Source organism: Exiguobacterium sp. s128 (genome assembly GCF_018618815.1).
Classification (GTDB): Bacteria; Bacillota; Bacilli; order Exiguobacteriales; family Exiguobacteriaceae; genus Exiguobacterium_A; species Exiguobacterium_A antarcticum.
The window spans coordinates 25,582-34,288 of sequence record NZ_JACSMT010000027.1; the positions used below are offsets into that span (position 1 = coordinate 25,582).

At 47.1% G+C, this 8,707-nt stretch carries 9 protein-coding genes and 2 tRNA genes; all 11 read left to right on the forward strand.

Translation table 11 applies throughout. The features are described from left to right. Nucleotides 1-21: 21 nt before the first annotated feature. The 11 genes from KNQ13_RS10955 (at nucleotide 22) to cysK (ending at nucleotide 8,585) form a co-directional block, all read left to right on the forward strand. Entirely contained in the window at nucleotides 22-402 is a 381-nt protein-coding gene (locus tag KNQ13_RS10955) for an FtsB family cell division protein (RefSeq protein ID WP_014969106.1), read from the forward strand. Nucleotides 403-485: 83 nt separating this feature from the next. After that, nucleotides 486-1,016: a S1 domain-containing RNA-binding protein gene (locus tag KNQ13_RS10960; protein WP_014969107.1), complete on the forward strand. Its 531-nt coding sequence runs from the start codon at nucleotides 486-488 to the stop codon at nucleotides 1,014-1,016. Between the two features lie 153 nt (nucleotides 1,017-1,169). After that, nucleotides 1,170-1,246: transfer RNA gene (locus tag KNQ13_RS10965), tRNA-Met, on the forward strand. A 9-nt stretch (nucleotides 1,247-1,255) separates the two neighbouring features. Continuing rightward, nucleotides 1,256-1,327: transfer RNA gene (locus KNQ13_RS10970), tRNA-Glu, on the forward strand. Between the two features lie 76 nt (nucleotides 1,328-1,403). Next, nucleotides 1,404-2,648, forward strand: a complete 1,245-nt coding sequence (gene tilS, locus KNQ13_RS10975) for a tRNA lysidine(34) synthetase TilS (RefSeq protein ID WP_026830511.1) — start codon at nucleotides 1,404-1,406, stop codon at nucleotides 2,646-2,648. A gap of 33 nt (nucleotides 2,649-2,681) precedes the next feature. Continuing rightward, a complete protein-coding gene (gene hpt, locus KNQ13_RS10980; RefSeq protein WP_012368964.1) occupies nucleotides 2,682-3,227 on the forward strand; it encodes a hypoxanthine phosphoribosyltransferase in 546 nt (181 codons plus the stop codon). 120 nt (nucleotides 3,228-3,347) lie between these two features. Beyond that, nucleotides 3,348-5,354: an ATP-dependent zinc metalloprotease FtsH gene (ftsH, locus tag KNQ13_RS10985; RefSeq protein WP_014969109.1), complete on the forward strand. Its 2,007-nt coding sequence runs from the start codon at nucleotides 3,348-3,350 to the stop codon at nucleotides 5,352-5,354. 181 nt (nucleotides 5,355-5,535) lie between these two features. Next, nucleotides 5,536-6,297, forward strand: a complete 762-nt coding sequence (locus KNQ13_RS10990; protein WP_014969110.1) for a type III pantothenate kinase — start codon at nucleotides 5,536-5,538, stop codon at nucleotides 6,295-6,297. Nucleotides 6,298-6,307: 10 nt separating this feature from the next. Continuing rightward, nucleotides 6,308-7,234 (forward strand): Hsp33 family molecular chaperone HslO, encoded by a 927-nt coding sequence (gene hslO / locus KNQ13_RS10995; protein ID WP_014969111.1) that lies wholly within the window; start codon nucleotides 6,308-6,310, stop codon nucleotides 7,232-7,234. A gap of 12 nt (nucleotides 7,235-7,246) precedes the next feature. After that, complete coding sequence (locus KNQ13_RS11000; protein ID WP_110418076.1) at nucleotides 7,247-7,558, forward strand: SurA N-terminal domain-containing protein; 312 nt, start codon at nucleotides 7,247-7,249, stop codon at nucleotides 7,556-7,558. Nucleotides 7,559-7,637: 79 nt separating this feature from the next. Beyond that, entirely contained in the window at nucleotides 7,638-8,585 is a 948-nt protein-coding gene (cysK, locus tag KNQ13_RS11005; protein ID WP_014969113.1) for a cysteine synthase A, read from the forward strand. The last annotated feature ends 122 nt before the right edge of the window (nucleotides 8,586-8,707 follow it).

The following is an 8,707-nucleotide window of genomic DNA, read 5'->3' on the forward strand; positions in this document are numbered from 1 at the left end:
ACTCGGATAAGGAGGGATGATATGCCAGCACCGTTGGAATCAGGGCGTGATACACCGCCCAAGATCAAACCGCTCAATGACCGGAAAAAACAGTTAAGTCAAAATGCAATCGAAAACCGTTTACGTCTGAAGAGGCGCTTCTTAGTCTGTATGTCGATCTTTCTTATTGTCCTGTCCCTGATGGGGTGGTCATATATCGAAAAGAAACAATTGATTGCTGAACAGAAACAGTCGTTTCAGGTTGCGAATCAAGAACAGGCGAAAGCAGAAAAAGAAACAGCCCGTCTGAAAGAAGAAATTGAACGATTGAATGATAAGAAATATGTTGCGAACTTAGCGAGAAGTGAACTGCTGTACTCGAAAAAAGGCGAAACGATTTTCTATTTTTCACCGGAAGATTAAACGAAGCTTGCCGATTGATTGAAAAAATGTAGAATCACTCGTATAATAAGAAATGAATCAACTAAAAAGGAGCAATACAATTTATGTCGATTGAAGTAGGCAGCAAAGTACAAGGGAAAGTTACAGGCATCACCAATTTCGGCGCGTTCGTAGAATTACCGACGGGGAAGACAGGTCTTGTTCACATCAGTGAAGTAGCAGATTCTTACGTCAAGGATATCAATGATGTCTTGACAGTCGGACAAGAAATCACGGTTAAAGTGTTGAGTGTAGAGAACGACGGAAAGATCGGTCTTTCAATTAAGAAAGCCGTCGATCGCCCAGAAGGCGAACGTCCACGTCCTCCTGCTCGTCAGTTTGATCGCGGACCACGTCCAGCAGGTCAAGACCGTGGACCACGTCCTTTCGATAACAAAGGTCCACGTGGTGGAAGTGGCGGCGGTGGAAACCGTGGTGGCTTTAACAAAGGTGGCCGTGGCGCACCAGCTCCACGTAAAGAGCAAACGTTCGATACGTTGATGACTAGTTTCCTCAAAGATAGTGAAGATCGTCTTGCTACATTGAAACGTCAAACGGATTCAAAACGTGGCGGACGTGGTGCTAAACGTCAATAACTTGCTGACCTGTTCTTTATAAGAATAGAGATGGAATGACGCTGTTCATTCCATCTTTTATTTTTTTGAAATTATTTTTACAAAAAGCGTTGACAATCATTTGACTCCCAAGTATTATAGAAAATGTGCTTAAGACGCACGCGTTCAAAATATGGCGGTGTAGCTCAGCTGGCTAGAGCGTACGGTTCATACCCGTGAGGTCGTGGGTTCGACTCCCTCCGCCGCTACCATATTTTTTTGGCCCGTTGGTCAAGCGGTTAAGACACCGCCCTTTCACGGCGGTATCACGGGTTCGATTCCCGTACGGGTCATTCTGTAAAAAAGCTATCTCTATTTATATAGAGGTAGCTTTTTTCGTTTCAATCATCAAATGAAGGAGGTCAAGATATGCGATTAGACGTGAATCTTCCAAAGGAACCCTTACTCGTCGCGGTCTCGGGTGGCTGTGATTCAATGGTGTTAGCGCATGTTTTACATGAGGCAGATTACGATATTTTGATTGTCCATGTCCATCACGGTCTTCGGAAAGAATCAGATCAGGAAGCGGAGGCGATCCGCAACTTTGCCGCAGCACGTCAAATTGAGTTCCGGATGACGCGTCTCGATTGGGAAGGGGAGACACCAAGTCAAGCAGCATGCCGAAACAGACGGTATACGTTTTTTCGACAGGTCATGGCAGAAACCGGACGGCACCATTTGGTTCTAGCCCACCACCGAGACGATCAATTGGAGACGCTGTTGATTCAATTGATTCGCGGGGAAGCACATATCGACGGAATCCCGCTCCTCCGGCCGTTTGCGAATGGTCAGATGCATCGTCCGTTATTGGCATATACGAAACAACAACTGTATGACTATGCGAAGGAACAACGCATTCAGTGGTCTGAAGATGCGACAAATGCTGAAACAAAGTACCTTCGAAACCAGATGCGGCATCAGGTGTTGCCACTCTTGGCGGAATTACGCCCCGGTTATGAGGAAGCGACGGCGCGCGCGGCGATGGTGCGGGATGAACAACAACAAGAACATCTGACATATGTCGCAGAACTCGTCAAGTCGCAGATGACAGAACGGGGACTTCCCCTCGAAGTCGTTCAGCGACTTCCTTCCGACTTCAAACGGTTCGTCTTACGTGTTCTGTTACCTGGCAGCGAACTCTCCTCAAATGATTACAATCGATTTTTGACATGGTTACGAGTAGATATGCCGTCCGGTGAAGTGTATTATGGAAACTGGAGGATACAGCGCACATATGGATTTTTGACATGTGACCGCTGTCCTGTGAGAAACTTTGCATCTGAACCACTTGAAATCGGTCCTGATTTGGGTACCTATCACTATGGTGACCATCGGATTAGGTTTTTCCGTGCCTCAGCAGGGATTCCTGTCGGGGCAATCCGTTTCCCGTTAACGATTCGACGACCGTTACCGGGGGACCGGATTCAACTGGCCATCGGGACAAAAAAAGTCAGTCGAATTCTTATTGATGCCAAGGTACCGCGGGCATTGCGGACAGAAATTCCGGTCGTCGTCGATGCAACAGGTCAAGTTCTGGCAGTCATCGGACATCGAATTGCAATATTCGGGTCATTTGAACTCCTCGCACAATCGTGTTTAATGATAGAATGGTAATGTAGTGTTTAAAATGGAGGAGGAATACCTAGCATGACCTTAATGAATGATATGGAAAAAGTACTGATTTCGGAAGAAGAGATCCAACATAAAGTCGGTGAACTCGCGGGTGAACTGACAGCGGATTATGGAGATCGTTTCCCACTACTCGTATGTGTGCTCAAAGGGGCAATGCCATTCATGTCTGATCTTGTCAAAAAGATGGATATGCATTTAGAAATGGACTTCATGGATGTCTCGACGTATCACGGCGGGACGACATCGACGGGAGAAGTTAAGATTGAGAAGGATTTAAACACGTCAGTAGAAGGACGTGACATCCTGATTGTCGAAGATATCATCGACAGTGGATTAACATTAGGCTATCTCGTGGATCTCTTTAAATATCGGAAAGCAAAGTCAGTCAAAATCGTGACATTGCTCGATAAACCAAGTGGTCGTAAAAACGATTTACACGCCGATTATAGCGGTTTTGTCATTCCACATGAGTTCGTTGTCGGTTATGGTCTTGACTATGAAGAAAAATATCGTAACCTTCCTTATGTTGGTGTATTGAAACCAGCAGTCTACGGCGGCTAATTATTTTTAATCTTGACTGTCACATGATAAGATGAAACCAATTACAAAGCGCGCTTTGCCGCGTTAGGATTCGTATCGATTGAGTAAGTTCAATCAGTTGGTGCGGAGAGGAGGCCTACGATGAACCGAGCAGTGAAGAATACCCTCGTGTTTGGGGTCATTTTTCTAGCTTTGATCTTGTTTCTGCAATACTTGCAGAGTCCAGTGAACAAAAGCAAAGAAATCAATTACACACAGTTTGTCGAGTCAGTTGAAAAAGGTGATGTCAAGACGGCGACGTTCCAGTATGAGGGACAGACGTATAACGTCACAGGTGAATTACGTGAAAAGGATACGACATATGAAACCGTCGTACCGGCTGTCGATACAGAACTGACGGATTTGTATACGCAATTGCGTAGCCAAAACGTCAAGTTGGACTTTAAGGCAGCAGAAACAAATGGCGGTTGGATCGCGTTACTGACGACCATCGTTCCATTCATCATCATCTTCATCCTGTTCTTCTTCTTGATTAATCAAGCACAAGGCGGCGGCGGCGGTGGTCGCGTCATGAACTTCGGAAAATCGAAGGCGCGCCTGTACGATACAGAAAAGAAAAAGATTACGTTTGACGATGTCGCAGGAGCAGATGAGGAAAAACAAGAACTCGTTGAGGTTGTTGAATTCTTGAAAGATCCTCGTAAGTTTGCCCGTCTCGGTGCCCGTATTCCAAAAGGTGTCCTCCTTGTAGGTCCTCCAGGTACAGGTAAAACATTGTTAGCCCGTGCGGCAGCGGGTGAAGCCGGCGTCCCATTCTTCTCGATTTCAGGTTCTGACTTCGTTGAGATGTTTGTAGGGGTTGGGGCATCACGTGTACGTGACTTGTTCGAAAATGCGAAAAAGAATGCACCATGTATCATCTTCATCGATGAGATCGATGCAGTCGGTCGTCAACGTGGAGCTGGTCTTGGCGGCGGACATGATGAGCGGGAACAAACATTGAACCAACTTCTTGTTGAGATGGATGGATTCAGTGAAAACGAAGGTATCATCATGATCGCAGCAACGAACCGTGCCGATATCCTGGACCCTGCTTTACTTCGTCCAGGCCGTTTTGACCGTCAAATCACGGTCGAGCGTCCAGATGTCGTCGGACGTGAAGCGGTTCTGAAAGTACACGCACGCAATAAACCACTTGATGCAACGGTTGATTTAAAAGCCATCGCACAACGTACACCAGGTTTCTCTGGTGCCGATCTTGAAAACCTGTTGAACGAAGCAGCACTTATTGCAGCGCGTACCGACCGTGACAAGATCTCAATCGTCGATCTCGAAGAAGCGATCGACCGTGTCATCGCTGGGCCGGCGAAGAAGAGTCGGATCATCTCACCAAAAGAGAAAAAGATTGTCGCGTGGCATGAAGCGGGTCATACGATCATCGGTGTCACACTCGATGATGCGGATGAAGTGCATAAAGTTACGATCGTTCCTCGTGGAAATGCGGGCGGCTACGTCATCATGCTTCCGAAAGAAGATCGTTACTTCATGACGAAACCAGAACTTGAAGATAAGATCACTGGATTACTTGGTGGTCGTGTCGCGGAAGATATCGTCTTTGGTGAAGCATCGACTGGAGCGAGTAATGACTTCCAACGTGCAACAGGATTAGCACGGAAGATGGTCATGGAGTTCGGGATGAGTGAAAAACTCGGACCCCTTCAGTTTGGTTCCGGTCAAAGCGGAAACGTCTTCTTAGGACGTGACTTCCAAAACGAACAGAACTATTCTGATGCGATTGCCCATGAAATCGATATGGAAATTCAAGCGATCATCAACAAGTGTTACCAAAAAGCGAAAACGATCCTAACGGAAAAACGCGATCAGCTTGATTTGATTGCGACGACGTTACTTGAAGTGGAAACACTTGACCAGAAACAAATTCACCATCTCTTGGAGACGGGCGAATACAAGAAAAACCAACCTGAAGTGATCGCAGAACCAAAAGTGGACGAGAAAACGCCGGAATCGACGACACCTGTCATCGATCAACCGACAGAATCTCCGACGCAACGTGGCTCTGTCATCGAAGAAGGGGAAAATGTCGATACGGAAAAACCAGATCAACCACGTCGGGATGATCAAATTTAAGTACGTATGGACTAAAAGAGACTAGACGGTGTCTAGCGAACAAAGAAGGTCAGTATTCCAAATGGGATGCTGACCTTTTCTGTTCTGTTTGACAAGGCGCACTTCAATAGGTGAAGCCAGACGTGCGTGGTATAATCACAACGTATGCAACAGCTATCGTCAGAGAAAAGTGGGGAATCAGATGATTTTAGTAATTGATGTGGGAAATACGAATATCGTGCTTGGCGTCTATGATGAACAGACACTTGTTCAGCATTGGCGGATCGCGACGGATCGTACACGGACAACGGACGAGTACGGGATGTTGGTCAAAGCTCTGTTTCGGGATGCAGACTTAAACGTGGAAGACATTGAGGGAATCGTGTTATCATCTGTCGTACCCCCTGTCGTGTTTCCGCTCGAAAACATGTGCGTCCGTTACTTCAACCGACGTCCATTTGTGATTGGACCGGGAATCAAGACGGGACTCGATTTGAAAGTCGACAATCCAAGAGAGGTCGGGGCGGATCGAATCGTCAATGCGGTCGCTGCGACAGTCAAATACGATGGTCCTTTGATCATTGTTGATTTTGGAACGGCCACGACCTATTGTTATATCGATTCACAAAAACGCTATTACGGTGGGATCATCTCACCGGGTGTCATGGTATCGACCGAGGCACTGTATAACAAAGCAGCGAAATTACCACGAATCGAGATTGCGAAACCGCAGTCAGCGATTGGTCGCAATACGGTCCATGCGATGCAATCCGGAACCTATTTCGGATACGTCGCGCAAGTCGATGGACTCGTTCATCGGATGAAAGAAGAAATGGGTGAAGCTACTGTCATTGCGACAGGAGGACTTGCCCGATTAATCAGTGAGGAATCCGCGACGATCAAAATCGTTGATCCATTTTTGACGCTTGACGGGTTGCGGATTATCTACGACCGAAATAAGTGAGGGAAAAATAATGAAACGTGAAGAATTATTAGCACAATTAAAAGATGATTATTTAGTAAGAGCCTTAGGTTTTAATGGGGAAGTCCGCGCCTTTTCCATCCGTTCGACAAAAACGGTTTATGAAGCACAACTGCGTCACCAGACGACACCCGTTGTGACAGCAGCGCTTGGTCGGACATTGACGATCGGGGCGATGATGGGAACGATGCAAAAAGGAGACACACGTGTGACGCTGAAAGTCGAAGGGGACGGACCAATCGGTAAAATCATCGTCGATGCCGATGCAAAAGGACAAGTCCGAGGCTACGTCACCCACCCGCGTGTTGAGATGGATACGTATGTCAATGGCGATGGTCTGACGAAACTGAAAGTCGGCGACGCCGTTGGTCGTGGAAATATCTCGGTCATCAAAGACTTAGGTCTCCGGGACTTCGTCGGCGGACAGTCGCCGATCCAAACAGGTGAGATCAGTGAAGACTTCACATACTATTTTGCTGTTTCAGAGCAAAGTCCATCCGTCGTTGGTGCCGGTGTCCTCGTCTATCCAGAAGATGAGTCTGTCATCGCAGCAGGCGGCTTGATCGTCCAATTGATGCCAGATGCGTCAGAAGAAACGATTGCGGCACTCGAGCAACGAATCGCTGCGTTAAAACCGATTTCGATTCTGGTCGGAGAAGAAAAAACGCCGGAAGAGATGTTAGGTCTTGTCTTAGGGGATTCGTTTGAAGTCCTCGATACGATTCCAGTTGCCTTTAAATGTACGTGTGAGCGTGAAAAATTAGCGACAGCGATCGTCGCGCTCGGACCGGACGAGATTCAAGCGATGATTGATGAAGATGGTGGCGCAGAAGCTGTTTGTCATTTTTGTTCAGAACATTATCAGTATGGTGTCGAAGAATTACAATCACTTCGCGAAAAATCACTCGAAAGAGCATAAGAGGGTCTGAAAATGGGAACTGTAAACTCTAAGTACTTGTGGATGTTGATTTTCATTTTGTTATTGACGAACTTTTTGACAGGTGCTTACGCGTTCATGGGTGAATTGCCAAAAGTTGACTCACCGAAGATTGTCCAGGACAGTATCGGTGGACCGCTCGAAGAGGTCGTCGCGCAAGTCGGTGATCAAGAAATCACACGGGCGGATGTCTATCAAGTCATGCGAAATGAGCATGAGCAGGAAACGATTGACCGTTTGATTGCGGAAGCAGTCGAAAAACAATCAAAAAACGGATCAAAGCCGACGGTAGAGCGCTTTGATTGACAATTTTCATCCAGTCCATCGATAATTGATCTATCGGATTACTTGGAATTGAAGTTTTTCATTATGAGGAGGAATGGTCATGCGCATTGCGAATTCAGTATTGGATTTAGTCGGCCGCACGCCGATCGTTAAATTGAATCATTTGACAGGACCGGAAGATGCGGACGTGTATTTGAAACTGGAATATATGAATCCAGGTTCAAGCGTCAAGGACCGAATCGCCTTAGCGATGATCGAAACGGCTGAGTCGGCAGGGCATCTGAAAACAGGAGATACGATCATTGAGCCCACGAGTGGAAACACCGGAATTGGACTCGCGATGGTCGCTGCTGCAAAAGGGTACCGCTCGATTCTTGTCATGCCGGAAACGATGAGCATGGAACGTCGAACTCTTCTTCGTGCGTACGGTGCGGAGTTGATTTTAACACCAGGCCCGGAAGGAATGAAGGGTGCGATTGCTCGGGCAACGGCAGAAGCCGAAGAACACGGTTATTTCATGCCGCAACAGTTCAACAACGAAGCGAATCCGGTCGTCCATGAACAAACGACAGGCCCTGAAATCGTCGAGGCGTTTGAAGGATTGACGCTTGATGCGTTCATCGCTGGAATTGGAACGGGCGGAACGATTACTGGTGCTGGAAAAGTGTTACGTCATGCTTTCCCTGGAATTGAAATCATTGCCGTTGAACCAACGGATTCCCCTGTACTTTCGGGTGGGAAACCGGGTCCGCACAAGTTACAAGGAATCGGAGCTGGATTCGTCCCATCGATTCTTGATACGAAGATCTACGATGGCGTCGAGCAAGTGACGACGGAAGAAGCGTTTGATCATGCGCGCCGTGCCGCTAAAACGAACGGGATTCTCGGTGGGATTTCTTCTGGAGCGGCGATCGCGGCTGCCTTGAAGACCGCCGCACGTCTGGGAAAAGGAAAAACTGTTCTGGCGATCATCCCGTCGAACGGAGAACGTTACCTCAGTACACCGCTGTATCAAGTGGAAGAAGAAGCAGACAGTTCAAAATTATAATCTTTTCAGTCAAGGGGTTCATTCCGATTTTATGGAATGGGCTAACCTAAAATTTTGAGACAATATAAAACACCTTCGGAGTGGTACACTTTTAAAAAGTACTAACATCGGAGGTGTTTTTG